General features: G+C 49.4%; 10 protein-coding genes and 1 tRNA gene. All 11 read right to left on the bottom strand.

Annotation, left to right across the window (positions count from 1 at the left end; genetic code table 11):
- The gene (locus AC50Y3_RS01960) at positions 1 to 2,604 is read right to left on the bottom strand and encodes a DUF5696 domain-containing protein (protein ID WP_494817088.1); all 2,604 of its coding nucleotides are present in this window, start codon (positions 2,602 to 2,604) and stop codon (positions 1 to 3) included.
- Positions 2,605 to 2,641: 37 nt separating this feature from the next.
- Positions 2,642 to 4,708 (bottom strand): YIP1 family protein, encoded by a 2,067-nt coding sequence (locus tag AC50Y3_RS01955; protein WP_494817087.1) that lies wholly within the window; start codon positions 4,706 to 4,708, stop codon positions 2,642 to 2,644.
- 18 nt (positions 4,709 to 4,726) lie between these two features.
- A complete protein-coding gene (locus tag AC50Y3_RS01950; protein WP_494817086.1) occupies positions 4,727 to 5,599 on the bottom strand; it encodes a carbohydrate ABC transporter permease in 873 nt (290 codons plus the stop codon).
- A gap of 5 nt (positions 5,600 to 5,604) precedes the next feature.
- On the bottom strand, positions 5,605 to 6,513 hold the full coding sequence (locus AC50Y3_RS01945; RefSeq protein WP_494817770.1) for a carbohydrate ABC transporter permease: 909 nt from the start codon (positions 6,511 to 6,513) through the stop codon (positions 5,605 to 5,607).
- 20 nt (positions 6,514 to 6,533) lie between these two features.
- Complete coding sequence (locus AC50Y3_RS01940; RefSeq protein WP_494817085.1) at positions 6,534 to 9,485, bottom strand: extracellular solute-binding protein; 2,952 nt, start codon at positions 9,483 to 9,485, stop codon at positions 6,534 to 6,536.
- Positions 9,486 to 9,585: 100 nt separating this feature from the next.
- Positions 9,586 to 11,022, bottom strand: a complete 1,437-nt coding sequence (locus AC50Y3_RS01935; protein ID WP_494817084.1) for an ABC transporter substrate-binding protein — start codon at positions 11,020 to 11,022, stop codon at positions 9,586 to 9,588.
- Between the two features lie 493 nt (positions 11,023 to 11,515).
- Positions 11,516 to 11,602, bottom strand: a tRNA-Leu gene (locus AC50Y3_RS01930).
- 96 nt (positions 11,603 to 11,698) lie between these two features.
- Entirely contained in the window at positions 11,699 to 12,847 is a 1,149-nt protein-coding gene (locus AC50Y3_RS01925) for an SGNH/GDSL hydrolase family protein (protein ID WP_494817083.1), read from the bottom strand.
- Positions 12,848 to 12,904: 57 nt separating this feature from the next.
- On the bottom strand, positions 12,905 to 15,361 hold the full coding sequence (locus AC50Y3_RS01920) for a glycoside hydrolase family 27 protein (RefSeq protein WP_494817082.1): 2,457 nt from the start codon (positions 15,359 to 15,361) through the stop codon (positions 12,905 to 12,907).
- An 82-nt stretch (positions 15,362 to 15,443) separates the two neighbouring features.
- Positions 15,444 to 17,141 (bottom strand): extracellular solute-binding protein, encoded by a 1,698-nt coding sequence (locus tag AC50Y3_RS01915; RefSeq protein ID WP_494817769.1) that lies wholly within the window; start codon positions 17,139 to 17,141, stop codon positions 15,444 to 15,446.
- Between the two features lie 137 nt (positions 17,142 to 17,278).
- Positions 17,279 to 18,178 (bottom strand): carbohydrate ABC transporter permease, encoded by a 900-nt coding sequence (locus tag AC50Y3_RS01910; RefSeq protein ID WP_494817081.1) that lies wholly within the window; start codon positions 18,176 to 18,178, stop codon positions 17,279 to 17,281.
- Positions 18,179 to 18,180 lie beyond the last annotated feature (2 nt).

Here is an 18,180-nt window from a genome sequence, read left to right as displayed (position 1 = left end):
TCATTCACCGCCTAACCGGTAGCTTTCGGCGCCGATCTCCATGCCGTTCACCTGTACTGCCGTTGGATTGTAGTTCACAATGATGGACATGCCGTTCTCGAACGTAGTCTCGACAACCCGATTAGCAAGTGTGCGATGACCGGTAATGATTTGATTCCGCACTTGTTTCAATATCGGGTTTGCTTCGTTGTATAAGCTCGCCGCTTCATCGAACCAATCTGCATAATGGAGCGCGTACAGATCGTTATAAGCGGTATCTTTAACAACCGATGCCTCGTTATAGTACCAGGCGTAATAGATATTCGAACCGGTTTCAAGCGCTTTGAGCATCGATACGCGCGGATTCTGATAATCATCCATATTGAACGGTGCACCTGACAAATCCACATAACCGTGAAGGGCAATCTGGTAGAACATGACATCCTCATCGGTAATATTCAATCGATTACTGGATGTAGGTGCATTAACGACGATGTCGGCATATGGAAGTGTATAAGCATTGCCTCCGCTTACCATGAGCCGGCCGATTTCCTGCTTCAGCTTGTCCGTTTCATGCAAGATCGTATTTCGTGCAGCCTGACGGTCAACCGATGCATCCGGGTCAAAGTCCGAATTCACTTCATTCCCCATATCCCGCAAAGACAAGCCGTTTATGCCAAACTTCTTGAAATCGCCCGTAAACGCATCTACCGTACTTGGCAGTTTGTTCGTGGACAGCTTGTAATGCGAGAAGGAATCGCTGTCCTTCACATACATGACAGGATTGTAATTATAGACGGCTGCACTGCGGCGATCTAGCAAATCCGCGCTGTCTTTGGCTCCCTTATATTTCTCAAGAAACGCCACGTCCGGATATAGGCCGATTCCATTCTGCTCCGTATAAGCGATCAGACGTTGAAGCCCCTTCTTACCACCGAGAGCACCTTCCAGCTCGATATCCTTCGGAGAGCTGTGACGGATGCCATCGTTAAACCAGCCCACATAACGAAGCGCAATATCATCGATCCCCTGTGTATTCAGCAGCTTCAGCAAGGAGCTAGCCTCATCATAACTCGTTAACGATTCCGTTGCCGAATAGGGAATGCCAAGGAATGATTTCTTCTTGCGGAACGCCCCTTCAACCTCGAGGATGAACGGTGCATTGGCCTTCTCATCCAGCTTCTTCAGCTTGTACTTGTCGGTCAAATAATTCCGATAGGCACCTGCCATCCCCACATAATCGGCAGCGCTGCCTGACAGGAAGCTGTACCGGACACGAAGATCGCCTTGATAAGTTTGCTGTTGGAACATAGGGACAGAGCTCGTCTTCGTCCCTGAGCTCAGCGTATAATAGTCCATCGCAACAAATTGAAACTCCGAATTGACGCTATTATAGCTATCATGTCTGCCGCTAATATCGGCAAGCACACTCGACAACGCGTCGCCATCCTCGATGATACCAAACAAAGCATGATCATTCTGCTTCATCCCAAACACCGGCAAGCGTACAGGCGAGCTTGTCACCACTCGCTCCTTCACGTCAAAGCTGCCATCCTCACCATAAACCGGCATTTTGAAAGGCTCGGCGCTTAACTTCTTATTGTTCAGTTGAATGAGCGCACCCGAACCATCGGGTACGAAGATATAGCCTTGTTTCTTATTATCTGCCGCCCCGAAGTGCTTCAGCACCTGGACGGAGGCAAGCGGGAAGTCCGGACTGTATTGGACATCCTTCGCAGCAATGGAGACAATGAATTGATCCGCGTCCAAGGCGTATTCAACCGGGATTGTAAATGCAGCTTGCTCATCGGAAGCTGCCACCTCGGCGCCGTTCTCTTGATTATCCTGAGCAGCATCTTCCTTCGTATAACCCGCTTCTGTCAGATAACCCGAAAGCTCCTGCTTCACGTTATCCTGCAAATTGCGGACTTCGTAGACCTGCTTCTCTTGATTGAGACGGAACTTATACGTAACCTGCTTACGCGCATCGTCATCCGGCAGCTTGTCCAAGATAAGCTTCTCGAAACGTTCCTTGCTGATTACGGCCGGAATGTTATCGGTACCGCCGGAAGCCTTACCGAATTGGTAGACGATTCTTACACCATTCTTAGTAGCCGATATCTCGAATTGTTTCTTCTGGATACTGTCATCATAGCTGTTGAAATGATAGACTTGGCCCTTCTCGTTATAGTACGTAAGCAGCAGCTGCGATGAAAGCTCGGATTTATAGAGCGGTGATGCTAACGAATCCTTCTCATGCCCGACCGGGTTCGAGAACCATACATATCCGTCGCGTTTGTCCTTCACCGCAATTTCTGCTGTCTCTTTATTGATGAACAAGGCAAGTGTTTCCGTCTCCGACAGCTGCTCCATCTGCTTAAGCAAAGCCAGCTCTTCCGATGTATTCGTCGTGTGCACGGCCGTATCCGCAGCTAGCTTCAAAGAGGCTATGGACACCTCGCCTTTCAGGGACTTCTCTCCACCGGAAGCTGCTGCTGATCTAACTGACTTGTCTCCCGCGCCGCCGACGTTTGCCGCATCCCCATCAGCGTAATTGATAATGGCAGTGCCAGCTGCCAAGCATCCGCAGAGGGCAGCAATGACGACATGCTTTCTATGAATCACAACCGTTCCCCTCCAAATAAACAAGATTCCTCGGCAATCATCGTACTCTAAACGAAAGCTCGTGATAGAGCGATAGGATGAAACTGATCATCTGCTGCAGCATACTGAAGAACAGAACGCCCAGGAACAACATGATCCCGATGACGACAAGTGTGAGCAGCATCGTTAGAACCGTCTTGCCAGCCGAGTATTGATGAATCGTCATCGTTCCAACGAACAGCAATGCGATGAACCAAACAATCGCAACGGTATCGAGCAAATAATAGAAGGAGCTCTCATCTGCCGTGATAACCCTGCTGTACAGCGTTTGCGGCAAATAAATAATGACAAACGGCATTAAGGAATACCCTGTAGCCATTATGATTTCTTTAAATTTACCTTCGCCGTCCATCAACGTTGTGAGCGACCAGTTGGCCACACACCAGAGCAGGAACGGCAGGATGATGTATTTCAGCTCATTGATGCTGTTCAGGTCGGCGGGATTGTTGAAATTGACAACAAAACCGCTGTACTGGCGCTTCACAATGGTGAGCAAGACCAGTAGAAACAAGATGAAACCAGCAATCTTGATTCTTCCCTGCTTCTCGAACTTCATCTCCCAGAAGCCATTAAACGGATGCAGCATCGTGTAGAAGGGGTTCTTGAGCGGGCCGATTTCCTTGTAATAGCCGCTCGCAGCTCTTCTTCTGGCAAACTTAACGATCGCAACAACAATACCGATTGCAACTGCCAGACTGAGCACGATTGTGCCGAAGCGATCCATGACGATTTCTTTGCGGTAGCGCTTGAAAGCCTCTGAATAGTTTTCCCGGTTGTTGCCAAGCTCGAAATACGTCATCGCTGCTTTGTTATCGCCTTGCTTGAGCAGCGATTTCCCGATGCCGATGTACGCAACCTCGAAATTGCTGTTCAGCTTCAACACTTGCTCCCAAGCATTAGTCGATTGTTCCACTTTCCCGTTATAGAGCGAAGTAACCGCATCGCGAATCAAACTTCCGTAACGGGTCGGTTCAAAAATAGTCAACCGATTGTTATCCTTATCCAGTACGATAACGCGATCACCTTGCAACCCAATGGCCGAAGGAGTACGGAATTTCCCTTGCTCCGCGCCTAATCCGCCGAACATGTAGAGTAAATTCCCGTCTTTGTCATACGTGAAGATGCGACCGCGTTTCGAATCCAGAGCATTATACATGCCACCGGCATCCTGCGTGACATCGACGAAAATGGAGCTTCCCGGGAAACTTCCCACTTCCATCGTGCCAATATCCCCTTTAGGCGGGAAATAGCCTTTGCTCCGCAAAATATCGACACCGGATGGATTCAGCTTCTTGATCGGACTGTTCGAGTTTTCTTCCACCGTTGTCGTATACATAAACCCGTCATCGTCGATGGCGATATTATTGAATTCCAGCGGAATAAACTGTTCCATCTGATCACGCTGTTTCTTGGTCGAGATGCGCTTCCAGAACAAATCCATTGGACTGAACTTCACTCGATTCGTTCCAATAAATCCACTGAACACGCCGTCTGAATCAAATTCCATGATCCCTTCATAGGAACCGCGGCTTATTAGATATAACCTCTGGGCTTTATCTACGACCAGTTTGATCGGCGTAAATTGAAACCCTTCGCGGATAAGCGTAGACTTAGGTTCGTTGATTTGACGAACAAACTCGCCTTTGCCAGTCAGCTCAATAATTCGGCGATTTTGCGTATCTGCCACGAAGAGATGCCCTTTCGCGTCGGCGAAAACCCCTTCGGGCTGGTTAAACGTATCTTTCTTGCCTGCATGATCAAATTCGGTAATGACGCGCTCTACGTCCAGCTTCTTGTCGAGTACTACAATACGGCTGTTGCCTGTATCCGCTATATAAATATGGCCCGCGCTCGATATATACATATCCTGCGGCGAAACCATCGGCCCGATATTCAAATCCGGCCCGTAAATGACTTCAGCGGCGCGGTATGGATCCGGCGCCGGCACCGCCTCTCCCCAGTAGGAGTAGTTGTACCCATCCGATGAGGCAGCGGACGCAGGAGCGCATACACCGAGCATGAGCATAACCAGCATTAACGTTACGATCGTTCTTTTGGCTGTCAAAATCCGGCTCCCCCCTGCTTACTCTTTCAGCCCCGATGTGGACATCGTTTGAATGACTTTGCTTTGCGTTAAGATGAATACCGCGATCGGAACAGACATCATCAGCAGCGTCACAGCCGCAACAGGTCCTGTTCTTGCTATTCCCCCGCTCGCGATTTGACCGAAGACCGCATCCACCGTACGAAGCTGTTCGCTGTATATATATTTGTGGCTCGTTACGGATCCGTTCGTCCACAAGCTCTGAAGCGAGAAGATAATGAGCGTCATCCAGGCCGGTTTCACGATCGGCATGACGATTTGCCAGAATATCCGGTATTCCGTCGCGCCGTCGATCTTCGCAGCTTCAATTAATGCATCCGGAATTTGTTCCATAAACTGCTTCATCAAATAAAGACCGAGCGTGGAACCGAATGCCGGGAGCAAGATCGCCCAATACGTATTGATCATGCCAAGCCATGAGATCGTCATATAGTTCGGAACCTGGGTCACGTAAGGCGTGAACATAAGCGACATCACCACGAGGCTGAATAGCGCATTACGGAAAGGGAATTTCACTTTCGCAAGCGGATACGCGGCAGCCGAAGCGATGATTACATGTCCCGTCGTTCCCGTTATCGCGATAAAGAAGGTATTAAATACATACCGCGAGAAAGGGACCCAGGAGTCGGCGAAGATGCCGACTAAATCCGTGAAGTTCTTCATTTGCGGATGACGAACGATGAATCTTGGCGGGAATGCAAAGATTTCGTCCAGCGGCATAAAAGCTCTGTTAATCGTGTACACGAGCGGAACCGCCATAAACGCAGCGACACCTGCCAGCAAAATAAAGAGCAGAATATCGACCGACCAGGAGCGATTAAGCCGTTTTCTCAATAGGAACTTCAGTGGCATCGGACTTACTCACCTACTTTTTTCAGAAGCTTCTGCGTAATCAAGTTCGTAATCATCATAATCGCAAACAATATCGTCGCGATTGCCGATGCATAACCCATCTGGAAACGGATCGTTCCATAATCGACCAAATGCGTAACGATCGTATGAGCGGCGTAGTCCACGCTTGGGAAACCGATCATATAAATCGAAATTTCAGCTACCGCAAATGCCGATGTAATCTGGATGACGGCACCGAACATCAATTGCGGACGCATAGCCGGAAGCGTAATAAACCACAGCTCCTGCCATCGGTTACGGATTCCGTCGATCGCTCCTGCTTCATATAAGGTCCGGTCCACGTTCTGTAAACCGGCGATAAAAGCAAGGAAAGACGTACCCAAGCTGAGCCACAATTGAACGGCCATCAGAATCGGAAGCATATACCGCGGATCTTGCAGCCATTGAATCGGTTCCAGAATAAAGCCCCACTTCATTAGAAACGAGTTCATGAAACCGTAGGAATCACTCGAGAACAGCGTCTGCCAGATCAAATAGGTATTCCCCGCAATGGATGGCGCATACAGAATGAGCGTCAATACGGCGCGCAGCTTAGGCGGTAATTCATTGATCAGCCATGCGAATAAGAAGCAGGCCACATAGCTGATCGGACCAGTTATAAAGGCGAATAAGAACGTGTTCTTCACTGCAATAAGAAACACATCGTCGGAGACGAATAGTTGGGCATAATTGTCCCAGCCTACAAAACGCGGAAATTCCAGCATATTGAAATACGTAAAGCTGAGAATAACCGACATGAATACCGGTATGACCGTAAATACGGTAAATATTAGAAAATAGGGCGCCATCAAGACAAGCGCATGTTTGTTCTTGACCAATTCGGTCTTGATATGGCTTAGTTTCTTAAACGTTATCGCACTAATTGGGAGTCCCCTCACTTCTCATAGGGAAGATTGAATTCTTTTCTTCTCGCGTTAATCTCTTCGTTCATGTATCGAACATAGAAATCCATCGTTTCTCGCGGATCTTCGCCTTGTACGACTACACGGCGGAAGGCATTATCAATGTTCCGGCCGGTTAAATACCCGCCTGGCACTTCTGGAATCCCCCGCGTCCATTTCATTTGTTCGAGCAGCGTGTTTAAATCCTGGACAGGCCATGACAGCAGCTTCAGCGCTTCAATGTTCGCGGTCGGATAACGAGCGGACGTTCCTAACCGAACTTCCATCTCGCGGCCAAACGCCAATTGAGTCTCTTTGCTGGTCCACCATTTCATAAAGGACCAAGCCGATTCCTTGTCCTTCGTATGCTCGAACATGACTGCCGCCGTGCCTCCCGTACCGACATCCCGGCGGATCGCCCCGCCTTGCTGCTTCGTGCCGGGAACAGGAGCGAATCCCCATAGTCCTTTAATTTCCGGTGCGTACACGGAAAGCTTGTTATACATCGTATAGTCCACGATACCGATTGGCATTTCCCCGGTACGGAAACGGTTCGCGAAATCCGTCTGGATCGGCAGCTTATAATTCACATACAGATCCGTCCATTTCTTGAACTGTTCGATCGCCGTTTCTTCATCCAATCCGGTAGCCATACCATTATTCTTATAGAATTCTCCATCATGCTGATAGAGCAGCATGGCAAACGTAGGGCTTGGCGGAAGCGTAATGATATCCGTCGTGACGACATCATTGCCTTGCGCATTAAGTCCTCTCTGCGGCAAACCGAATTGCAGGTTATGCTTCTGCAGCTCCGGAATGAGTGCGTACACATCATCCCATGTCTGCGGCACCTTCAGATGCAGTTCATCTTCGATGATGTCTTTTCGATAGAACAAGACTGGGAACGTCTGCTGCTCAGGCAGCCCATAATACTTCTCGTTATATGCGTACGGCACCATGACACTGCTGTTAAACCGTTCGGTAATCTCACGGAAGTCAGGGAATACGGACAAATCCTGCAGCGCGTTTCGTGTTGCGAAATTTACCGGGACCTCGTTGCCGACTTGCAGCGCAACATCAGGTCCTTTGCCCGCAACCGTGGATGGGAGCAGAATATCCGCGGATACCAGCTTCAGGTTCACTTTAATCCCCGTGTCATGCGTGAAATTATCATCGACCAATCGTTTCAGGATCTGCGCTTGGTCACGTCCGGATGTCACCCAAACGGTAATGACTTTATCCCCTGCGTCATTGCTGCTGAAGTCGTCATAGTTCTCATAGAAGGAGGCTGTGAACGAAGCTAGACTTGATTTGAATTTCGCCCATGTCGTCGCTTCAGGACTCGGGAGCTCCGCACCAGGCTGCGAAACGATCAAATAATCGATTGCAACCGGCTGTTCGTTAATCATCAGCATCCAGGATCCCAGTGCTCCAACATTGCTTTTGAAAGCATCAATTCGGCTTGGTACCGTATCCGGACGGTCTGCCAAGTCTTTCAACTGGTAGGCAAGTGTATTCAATAGAGCAGAACGGTCGTTCCCTCCATCATCAGGACCTTGAATCATGCGGGCAATCGCATAGAGACGATCGCTTTCCTCCCGGAAAACGGTAGACATTTCAGGAATCCGCTTATCCAGCGCATAATCCCGGAACTGATCCGGCACAATGCCCGTAAAGCTGATTACCTTCCGATACATCGCATTCAAGTTCAATACGCTGTTCTCCACGGTCCGCAGTACAGGCGCTAACTCGCCTAGCGTTACTTCAAGCCGGATGGTGTGTTTGCCAGCGGTCATATAAAACTGATAAGGTTTATCGTTCTGCTTACCCAGCACCTTCATCTGCCAATTGGAGTCATATGCGAAACCGATTCGCTGCGCTTCCTTGAAAGGAAGCTGGCCGTCGATCGTAAGTGTTCTTAGTGCCGACATCGCAGTCAAATAATTCTGCCGATTCTTGAAGGCGATTTGATATAACCCGTCACGCTCCACTTCGACTTCCCATTCTATCCACTGTCCCGGCATACGCCAGGTCCAGCCACCCATCGCATTGTTACGCAGCTTCGATGCGTGGAAGGGCTCGACAGCCGGGCTTGAGCGGTCATTGTAAGGGAGGAGCATTGGCGTTGATTTCAGCGAAGAGGCTTCCCCTTGAATTTTCAAAAATGAGCCTTCGACGGGTTTGTAGCCCTTCTGTTTGTATTGCTTCTCCAGTTCATCGTAGGCTATGGTCTTACTCGGCTTGGTTAATTTCAGATAATCGATGACCAGCGGTTCTTTACTCGAGGTCAGCGTCAGCTCATGTTTCCCCTTGCTAAGATAAAACTGATACGGCTGCTCATAATATCCACTTGCATCCTCAAACAGCGACTCCTGCCACATCGGTACCTCGATCTGCTTAGGCGCCAAATCATTGCCATTATCATCGCGATCAAAAACGGTTTTCTCATCCTTCCAAATGCGGCTGAAGACAAGGCTTCTCGCTTCATTAAAAGGGGTCTCTCCGTCGATCTTCAGACCTCTTTCGATGTCCGAATCTTTACCCTTAACGGTAAAATACTTCATATCGATCTGATATAAGCCGCTTTGCTCTACGTCCACGGACCATGAAATCGATCCCGTTTCTTCCGTCGAGACCATCTTCCCTTGCTCGCCTTCGTAGTTCTCCACAACGGATGCATTCATGCCTGATACCTGATTAAAGCTTTCGGCTTCTATCAGGATGTCTGACTCTGGCTCGGGAATGTCTTTGTGCTTGGACAAATATTCATCGTAGCTGCCTTTCTTAAACGAAGACGACAGCTTCATTAGACTTGCAGTGTCAAGCGGGCGATCTTCGGCGGAAGCCGTTCGATCTGAGTTGCCCCCTATCGTTGTTGCCGCAAAATAGATGATGGCAGATAAGATAACGAGTATCGAAATAAGTTTGGTATAGGATCGCCTCATAGTTCCCCTCACAAAAACGGACCCCCAAATCGTCTTCATTTGAAAATCAAAGCCGATTTGAGGGTGTCCCGTTCAAATTACATGAAATATGCTGATTGCGTTACTTCGAATCCGCTTGCAGCTTCGAGATGCCTGCATCAAATTGATTTTTGACTTTCTCTACGGCTGTAGCAGGCGCTACTTTACCTTCCGTAATGTCCTTCAGTACGCTGTCGACCAATTTGTCCGCATCCGGAATGGCGATGTAGCTGCCGCTGTAATCGATTTTGTCGTACATTTGCGTACGCGTATCAAGTGCATCCGGCGTATATTGGTTTTTCCAGCTTTCTACGGCAAGCTCTTTGTTTTTGCCGTGCAAGCTGATTTCGTCCATGATTTTCATAGCGATTTCAGGATTCTTGGAGTATTTGGAAACCATGTACATGTTGCCGTAAGGCGTGTAGGATGTGTAATCCGACGCGTTAGGCGCTTTCGGGAAGAAGACATACCCAAGCTCTGTATCCTTCATGTTGTCCTTCAAGCCGCCAAGCTCCCAGCTAAAGCCGCCATACATGACGCTTTTTCCAGCGATAAAGGCTTTGTCATTGCCGTCTTTCGGAGCCGGCTGCAGGATCGATTTATCCACATTGTACATATCCGCTACCAACTGAAGACCTTGGATCGAGTTTGCGCTGTCCATCGAGAACTTCATGTTGCCGCTCTCGTCTTTATCGAACGAGCCTTTATTACCGTAAACGAATTGCTCCGTACTTACTTTCATATCGCCGATGTATCCGAATACGTCTGTTTTGCCATCGCCGTCTTGATCTTTCGTTGCAGCTTTAGCCAGCTCGCGGAATTTATCCCATGTCCAAGCGCCGCTCTTCTGCAATTCGTATGGATCTTCAACGCCGAGCTGTTGCACAAGCTTCTTATTATAGAAGATACCGTATGGGGAAGGAGGAGAATCAATGAATCCGTATTGCTTGCCTTGGTAGCTGCCGCCGTTCTTCATCCAAGGAATGTACTTGGAATCGCTCAAATCCAGCATATCGTCGATTGGTAGGATAAAATTCTTGTTTACGAGACCCGGGAATGACCAGAACAGCTCAAGCACGACTACATCCGCGAACGGATCGCCTGCAAGCGATGTCGTTGTCAGGTTCTCAACATATTTACCGTAATCGCCGAACTTCACGAATTCGATTTTGCCGTTATATTTCTTCTCAGCCGCTTCGATTAACGCGATTTGCTCGTCTTCCGCAGGACCACGATCTTTCTCTTCCATCAGGCGCGGGTCAGCGCCGTCCCACCATAGACCGATTTTGATTGTCGCGCCTTTCAGATCGCCTGCGCTCTCTGCCGGAGCAGTTTCAGCTGTGTTCGTGGCATTGGTTTCGTTCGTCGTTGCCGCCGTGTCTGTATTTGCTGCTCCTTCGGAAGCTGTGTTAGTCGTTGTGTTATTCGTATTGTTGTTAGCGCCACATCCTGCTACCGAAAAAGCTACCATCAATGCTGCTGCCGAGACCATCAAACTACGTTTGTTTCCATTACGCATTTTGTTTTGTCCTCCCCTTGGTTAGAAAAAGTAGTAACTTGCATCTAAACCCTTGCTGAGCTGCTAAAGTATGGATGGCCTCCTCTCTGGACGCTCTGCTTGAAGGTATACCTTGATTATGTGAAATAGGTATAACCTGACAATTGTTTGCGTTTTCATTTTATGACTAATTTACAAAATTGTAAATAGTGAATATATCTTTTTAGGAAATATTTAATAGATTCGACAATATAGTCGATGTAAAAAGAGGTAACCGCTCCATTTTCGACGATTAGATATACTTCATTTTCATTTACTCCATATAAATATGGTATATAGTTCGTTTACGGAGGGCTGCTATGGCGGTGGATTTTCAGGTGGAAACTAAAAAAAAACATATCCTACCATCTCTATTAGTTTGTTCTCGATCGTAATTGCTTCGCCCGCGAAGCAATCTCTAAAATAACGACAAAAAAACCCTTCGAAATAAATCGAAGGGTTGTGGTTTGAATGATGGTGCGGTCGAGAGGACTCGAACCTCCACGGCTGTTACACCACTAGAACCTGAATCTAGCGCGTCTGCCAATTCCGCCACGACCGCATCTGGCAGTTGTCGTCGCTTCAGTAAATCAGAAGCGGCGTTTATTAAAATACCATAATTGTTTAGGCAAAGTCAATATTTTCTTAACAATAGTTATCAATGCTCCAGCAGCGCAAGCACTCGCAGCCATGTCCCGGTGCTTCGCTCATCCTTCATCGTCGTATTGCGCACCGTAATTCGCATCGGTTCCACCTGCGAACGCAACGCCAACTGCACCGGCACTGGACGCCAAAACATCGGGCACCATTCATCAAACGGATTCACGATCCGGAACGGCCCATCGTTAACGGCGAATTCCAGCATACCGGAATCCGGCCCGCAAATGAGCAGCAATCCCGCTCCTCGCCCATTCACGTCGAAGCTGAACGCCGCCTCTTGTGCATCAGAGGCCAGGTGATCGGCAGCATATCGCCAGTTGACCATGTTGTCCGGTCTCTCCTGTTTCCGGAGCAGCTTCATATCGTAGGCCGTGGACAAATCCCGCATAACAGCGTACTCATAAGAGCCTTCCAGCAACGGCACCGGAAGGTTGGATGAAATCACATCCAGGGTTTCAGCTGTATTTTCCTCCAAAGCCCCTTCCAGAAATGCCACCAATAGATCCGCATAGAAAGCATATCCGGCATCACTCGGATGCGTGCGATCCGGCGCAAGCTGCTCCCATGTCCCGCCGCCTGCCCAGAGCCAATCACGTACCCTGCGGAAGAACGACACGGATGGCAGACCATAATGTGCAGCAACCTCTTCATGAACAGAGATGAAGAAAGGTTCCTTCTCTCTCAGATTGTTCTCGTCCGCGGAATAGAGGAACACAATGTCCGCCTGTGGAGAAAGCCTGCGGCACTGACGAACGATTCCCTCCATGCCACGGATCGTTTCTGCTCTTCCTTCAGCGGTTTGCTCCCGGTGCTGACTGTCATTCACCGCGAATTCGATGAACAACAGGTCAATGTCGTGCTCGTCCCTGATATGCGCCTGAAACCGATGCGCGCCGAGCGTGGAATTCGTTCCTCCAACCCCAGCATTGACGAAGGTCCATTCCACAGCAGGATAAGCAGATTGCAAATATTGCTCCGTTTGCGCCCGCCAGCTGGAGCGGTCGGGATCGGAAGCGCCGTAGCCTTCCGTAATTGATCCTCCGAGAAAAGCGACGGTAATGGGCTCGTTCTGACTCAGCTTCTTCCGGAAACGCGGCAAGCCCTCGCGGACTGTACAATATGAATCTACATTCAGCATATTATTCATTATTTATCCTCCAACAAGGCAAGCTCTCCGCAATTGCGAAGAGCCGCCCTCTTTCTATTAAGGTGTAACTCGGAGTGAATCCAGCAGCATATAGGTGCCTGTTTTCTTCACCGCTTTGAACGTGTGGCTGCCTGAGGTCAGACCCGTAGTCTGATAGACAACTTGGTTCGTAAGCCTTGTAGCATTATACGTACTGACCGTCGCCTTGAAGACGTTATCGATGTAAATATCAACGTCGCCCTGCCCCGCTTCCTTCTCCGTGATGTACTCAATGCCTGTTCCCGTAAACGTATACTGGACATAATCATTGTTCGTTTGTGTAAAATGGACGTCGTTGTTGTAATCTCCGAACCCCCGGTTGCCGTTTAATGACCACGCTCCGGAATACGTAAGTCCCGCGTCCGTATTATTGATTTGCGTTTTATTGGAGATGACCTTGAACGCGTCAATAAGCATGTACGTGCCTGATTTCTTAACCGCTTTGATTGTATGGCTGCCGCTCGTTAAGCCGGATATCCGATACACGCTCTGCTGCGTCAACCGAGTTGCGTTATAGGTACTTACAGTACCTTTAAACACATTATCGATATATATATCGATATCCCCTTGCCCTGCTTCCTTCTCCGTTACCAGCTCAACGCCGGTACCATTAAACGTATACTGCGCATAGTTGTTATTCGTCGACGTGTAATGCACGTCGTCCTGATAATCGCCGAAGCCTCTGCTGCCGTTATACGTCCACGTGCCGGAGTAAGTAATCGTTGTATCCGTGTCATTGACAGCGATGTCGGACGGTACGTTGAAGCGCAATTTGTCCAAGAGCATATAAGTGCCCGATTTCTTGACCGCCTTCAGCGTATGTGTGCCGTTCGCGAGGCCGCTAATTGCATATACAGTCTGCTGCAGCTGCCGAGTAGCATTAAACGTACTGATCGTCCCTTTCAAGACATTATCGATATAAATATCGATGTTGCCTTGAGAAGAATCCTTCTCCGTAATCAATTCCACGCCAGTTCCATTGAACGTGTATTCGAAATAATCATTGTTCGTTTGCGTAAAATGAACATCGTCTTGGTAGTCGCCGAGTCCGCGGTTGTAGCTGCGCTGCCAGCTGCCCGTATATTTGACGCCTGTATCGTCGTCATTGGCCGTAACCGAGCCGCCTGCCGCTCTCACCTTCAGCAGCCGCGAGCCATGCGCCGGCAAACTGACTGAACTATAACCGGTGTTGAACGAGCCGAGATCGGTATGCGTCCACAAGTCGCGGACGCTCGCTGCGCCGTTCAAGCCGATGTCGCTCCAGTTCAGGGTCACAGTTGCTGCCGCGCTGCCGAGATTCACCAAGCCAACCGTATAAGAGCCGTCTCCGTTATTGGCATACCAAACCTGCTGATTGGTTGCCGTCGAGACGGGATGCGCCGGCCGGCCGGCCTGGTTGACGGCGATGACCTCATCGTTCGTCAGCAGGCTGATGCCGAAGCTGTCCAGGTTCGTCAGGTCGTTGCCGGTATACAGCTGAGCAGAAGACATCGCCCACAGCGTCATTGCCGTGCGCCGTTCATCCTGCGTCAACCCGTCCATGGCGCCATTACCGACGTTGAGCGAATCGAAGTCATTCCATCCGCCTGGGCCGGCATCCCGCCACCATGTCGCCGCATCCGGGAATAACCGGGCGATGTTCGGCCATGCGGTCAGCGCCGTATTCGTGCAGTAGCATTCCACATCCCAGTCGACACGCCAGCCATTCGCATACTGTTTCCAAGTGTCGACGTAATTGTGGTCGAGTGCCCAGGACAGCTCGAACCAGATGCCATGCGGTGCAAGCGCCTGCGACCATGCGGCAACATCGCCGCGGGAATCGATAGTCGTGTCGTTATGACCGGAACCCGGCGTAACGCTATCGAACTTCAAGAAGTCCACGCCCCATGAATCCAGCAAATCCGCAATGGAGTCGATATACTTCTGCGCACAGGGGTTCGAGAAGTCGATTTTGTAGCCCAGACCCCAGTAATCCGCCGTTGTCAGCGGCAATACCGCGATATCCTGCATCGAGCAGCCCGGCGCGTTATAGATCGGCAGATCCGCGGTATACGCTTGCGGCGCCAAGCCCGGAATCATGTATAACCCGATCTTCTGGCCGTTGTTGTGCACATAATCGATAACTTCGCCAAGACCATTCGGATAAAGCGTTGTGCTCGGCACCGGCCGGCCGTAGCCGTCCATACCGCCGTTCCAGCCGGCATCGATGTTGATGTACTCGTAGCCGTGCGATTGCAGCGTCGTATGCATGGCATCGGACTGCGCCTTGATCTGCGCTGCTGTGATCCACGATGAATTACCACTGTACACTTGCATGCTGTAACTGCTCCAACCCATGTAAGGCTTAGCGCCGAGCCCATTGTTTGCTGCATATGCTGTGTTTTCTTTAGGTGCAACTACGGCAAGCTGTGCAACGATGAACAAAACAACAATCACCCATAAGCGAAATGTTCTGCCTGCCCGAACCTGAACCACATCATTCATCCCCTTTGCATAATTAGCATTAAAAAAACCGGGCGCCTATGCATCGATAATGCGCCCGGTTGTCTTGCCATTCTTATTTCTTGAACGTGGAAGAATCATATGCTTTTTGCAAAATTTCCAGGTAGCGATTGAGCTTCAAATCTTCAAGCCCTTTCACGTAGCTGTCCCAATCCTTGTCAAGGCTCTTGTGACCCGTAATGAATTGCAGTGCATTCTCATCGATGTACGTTTTGATGTTCGTTTGCAGCATTGTAGCTTCATCTACTTCAGCCGGATCGAGCCAGATCGCCCACAGTGGGAATAGCTCCTGCGGCTCATGGCCTTGGTAGAGCTGCGTAGCTTGATACAGACGACGCTCATAGTTCGCGGAATCGTAGATGTCCGTGCCTTGAACGTAGCTGTCACGGTATTCTTTTGGCATGTAGAAATGAGCCATACCGCTCCAACCAGCGTTACGAGGAGCTTCGCCTTCTGCTCTTGGAATCGGAGCAACCATCGGTTTCACGCCTTCGCCAAGTGCAACTTCGCCGTCTTTCGGATCTCTCCAGTCAATGTCTTTCATACCGGATGCGCCGTTTGTTTGGCCTTCAGGGGAGAACATGTAATCAACAAGTTGAATCAGTGCAACTTGTGCTTCTTTGCTTGCTTTGCTTGTGATCGCGAATTTCGCACCAGGGGAAACACCGCCGCCGTCATGTGTTGCCAGCGAAACGCCGTTTGGACCTGTAAGCGGTGGAACCGGGTTGTAGTCTTTGGAGTTTTTGTTGCCATGATCGATGTTTAAGAAAATAGCCGGGTGCATGCCTGCGCCTGCGCCGAGAATTTGCGCATCGCCGTTTTCACCGATTTTCTTGAATGCTTCAGCATTTTGCGTGAATGCACCCGGATCGATCAAACCTTCGTCGAACAACGATTTAATGTACGTCAAACCTTGTTTCCATTCGTCCGTTACAGCAGAGGAGCCCACTTTGCCGTCTTTCATCATCAAATGGTTGCGGTCGTCGTCATAAACGAATGCGTCCATCAGGTAAGGCACTACGCGAACACCGAAATCTTCTGTCGAGCCGCTGAGCGGTACTTCGTCTTTCTTGCCGTTGCCGTTTGGATCTTGGTTTTTAAACGCTTCCAAAACCTTTTTGAAATCTTCCGTTGTTTTCGGCATTTCAAGCTTCAGCTTCTCCAGCCAGCCTGTGTTCAACCACATTTTGTTCGGGTATGAACAGTGGAAACATTGGGAGTAAGCAGGCAGACCGTAGATGTTGCCATCCGGCGCTACGCTGAATGCTTTGAAGTCTGCATTGCTGTCTAGTGCTGCTTTAATGTTCGGTGCATATTGATCGATCAGGTCGTTCAGCGGAATCAATACGCCTTGTTTGCCGTATTTGATCAGATCTGCTTGCGAGAATTGATCGATGTACGCCGTCAGCATGTAAGCATCCGGGAAGTCGCCGCTCGCTAGGGAAATTTGACGTTTCTCCTTAGCACCGTCGCCTGGGATCGCTTCGAACGTGAATTTGATGTTGAATTTATCTTCTACGAATTTCGTGAACTTGTTTGTTTCAAGGTTGATGTCCTGTTCTTGAACGGCGAACAGCTTGATATCAACCGGCTCTGCAGGTGTAGCCGTGTTTGTTGCAGCAGGCTCGTTCGTATTCGTCGATGCAGCATTTGTAGGTTCTGTGTTCGAAGTCGTATTACTGCTTCCGTTGTCTTTGGAGCAAGCCGACATTACCATGGTCGTCATCATGACAATTGCGAGCAAGCTTACCATTCTCTTTTTTAACACGTGTAATCGCTCCCTTTTAGTTGTTCTGCTTGGTTTGTTTCACCATCACCATGTAGATCAAGCACAGCCTGATAACCGATGCGCTTAAGACGGCATCACTCCTTTCAATACCGCATTCAGATTTAGCCTTTAACCGACCCGACCAGCATCCCTTGGACAAAATAACGCTGTACGAACGGATAAATAATGAGCACCGGCAGTGTTGCCACAACAATCAGCGAGTATTTCAAAAGCTCAGCCAACTGCTGCCGTTCCACCTGCTTCATGGCGTCCATATTGGAACTGCCGCTGTTGTTCTGAATGATGATACTCCGCAGAATCAGCTGCAGCGGGTACTTACTCGATGTTTTGAGATAAATGAGGGCATCAAAGTACGCATTCCATTGGCCGACCGCATACATGATAACGAGAACGGCTATGATGGGCTTGGACAGTGACAGCACCACGCTGCGAATGAAGCGGATATCCGTACAGCCGTCGATTTCGCTTGCTTCCACTAGCTCTGCAGGTATGGATTGCTGGAAGAACGACCTTGCAATGATGACCTGCCACACCCATACCGCGTTGGGAATGATTAGCGCCCATCTTGTGTCGATCAAGCCCATGCTCTTCACGACCAGATAAGTTGGAATCAGTCCACCGCTGAACAGCATCGTGAACGTAATAAGCATCATAATCACATTGCGGCCGAAGAACGTTGACCGTGAGAGCGGGTATGCCAGCATGACCGTCAACATAACACTGATTAACGTGCCTGCCGCGGTATACAGCAAGGAGTTGCCATAGCCCGTTAATACTTGCGGATTCTTGAACAGCGATTCGTAGCCCTTAAACGAAATATCTACCGGCCACAGCCAAACACGTCCCGCCGATACGGCAGCCGGGCTGCTGAAGGAGCTGCTGAAAATGTAGATTAATGGATAGAGCACCGCCACCAGCACGAGGGCCAGAATGATGTAAATGACGGTTAGGAACACTTTATCGCCGGATGATTCTTTGATTCGATTCGCTACCTTAGCCACGT

The organism is Paenibacillus sp. J22R98 (assembly GCF_059383835.1).
Note: the sequence above shows the minus strand (reverse complement) of the source record. Positions and strands in the feature narration are given on the sequence as shown.